This window comes from Thiohalocapsa sp., assembly GCF_019695415.1.
Classification (GTDB): Bacteria; Pseudomonadota; Gammaproteobacteria; order Chromatiales; family Chromatiaceae; genus Thiohalocapsa.
The window spans coordinates 1-1913 of sequence record NZ_JAIFKJ010000601.1 but is presented as its reverse complement, the minus strand read 5'-3'; the positions used below and the strand labels follow the sequence as shown (position 1 = coordinate 1913).

Here is a 1913-nt window from a genome sequence, read left to right as displayed (position 1 = left end):
GGGGGGACCCGGAGCGCTGGCGTAGTGCCGCGTCCGCGTCGCGGGGCCCGGGGGGGGCGTGCGGCGGCGTGGCGGGGTGCGGGGTGGGGGGCGGTGGGACCGCTCGCGCCAGCCGCGGGGGCGGCCGGGCCTGGGGGCCCCGCAGCCACAGCCGTGGTCGCTCCGAGCAACAGCAGGCAGAGGGCGAGGCAGCGGGCGCTGGGCGTGGGCACGTCGGCAGACAAGGGACGGGGCTCGATTGGCATGTGGACCTGGAGTTTACCCTAGGACGCCCCGGCGCGAAGCCCCGCCGCTCGTACCAGCCCCTGACGCGGACCGTGCAGGCAGGATCCCCCTGCTCTGCAATCCGCATTGCCCCGCACGACGCCGCGGGCTCGGCGGTTTATTATGTAGGGCGTAGTCGCAAGTGCACGCGTCGTCCATCGCGGTCACGCCTACGGATTCAGACGAGCCACCAAAGCATTAGGCGCCGGCTCGGGCGCCCGGAGGAGAGATGCCAGATCGAATCATCGCTTTCGTCATGGCCGGCGGCCAGGGCTCCCGCCTGCAACCGCTGACCGCGGCCCGCTCGAAGCCGTCAGTGCCGTTCGGCTCGCGCTACCGCTTGGTGGACTTCGTGCTGAGCAACCTGGTGAACTCCCAGATCCGCACGATTTATCTCTTGGTGCAGTACAAATCTCAATCCCTCATCGAGCACGTGCGCAAGGCCTGGACCATCTCGCCGCTGCTGAAGGATCAGTTCGTTACCGTTGTGCCGCCGCAGATGCGCTACGGTGAGTCCTGGTTCCAGGGCACCGCAGATGCCGTGCATCAGAACATCAACTTGGTCGAGGAGCACGCGCCGGACTACGTCGTCGTCTTCGGCGCCGACCACATCTACCGCATGGACATCCAGCAGATGGTGGACTTTCATAAAGAGCGGGAGGCCGACGCCACCGTCGCGGCGCTGCCCGTGCCGCTGGACGAAGCCAGCAGCTTCGGTGTCATTGCAGCGGGTGCCGACGGCCGTATCGAAGCCTTCCAGGAGAAGCCGGCCAACCCCTCACCGCTGCCGGGCGACCCGAATGCCGCCTATGCCTCCATGGGCAACTACGTGTTCAGTGCCAAGGTTCTGATGGAGGCACTAGAGGCTGCGCAGCAGGCCGGGGAGACGGACTTCGGCGGCCATGTGCTGCCGCGGATGCTGGAGCGCGGTCAGCGGCTCTTCGCCTACGATTTTGCAAGCAATCGAATTCCCGGCATCAAGCCGTACGAGACCCCGGTCTACTGGCGCGACGTCGGCACCATCGACGCCTACTTCAACGCCCACAAGGATGTCCTGGGCGACGAGCCCGCATTCGACGCCTTCAATCCGGACTGGCCCATCTACTCCAGCAACTACCAGGGGCCGGTGGCCCGCGTGCTCGGTGCCCGTCTGGATAATGCACTCCTCGGCGCGGCGTCCGTGGTGCATGAGAATGCCCACCTCGTCAACTCCATCATCCGCCGCGAGGCCGTCATTGAAGAGGACGTGGAGCTCAAAGACTGCATCGTCATGGACTACGTGCGGGTCGGCAAGGGCTCGCGGCTGAAGCGCGTCATCATCGACCGCCACAACCTCGTCGAGCCCGGCAGCGTCATCGGCTACGACCGCGAAGCCGACCTCGCCCGCGGCTACACCGTCTCCAAGGGCGGCGTCACCGTGGTGCCCGCCGGCAACACAGGCGTGTTTGCGCGCGGTGGCGGGTACGGGGGCGGTTACGCGGAGTAACGGCCGGAGGCCTGGACGGACTCCAGGGCTCAGCGACGAGGAGACCCAAGCCATCAGTGCGCTCGGCACTGGCAAGGCGCAGCGTACCCGCCCGAATCCATCGGTGATCGCCTAGGGAGATGCTGATTTATTGGGCATCCTGCCCAAAAATCAGACGGAGCCG

General features: G+C 66.9%; 1 protein-coding gene. It reads left to right on the top strand.

All coding sequences use genetic code 11. The annotated features are described in order from the left end of the window. Positions 1 to 493 precede the first annotated feature (493 nt). Positions 494 to 1750, top strand: coding sequence for a glucose-1-phosphate adenylyltransferase (locus I6U14_RS16525; protein WP_296900706.1), 1257 nt, complete (start codon positions 494 to 496; stop codon positions 1748 to 1750). Positions 1751 to 1913 lie beyond the last annotated feature (163 nt).

Excerpts from the sequence above, each read along its gene's own strand:
- I6U14_RS16525 (WP_296900706.1), top strand. The coding sequence starts at position 494 with ATGCCAGATCGAATCATCGCTTTCGTCATGGCCGGCGGCCAGGGCTCC.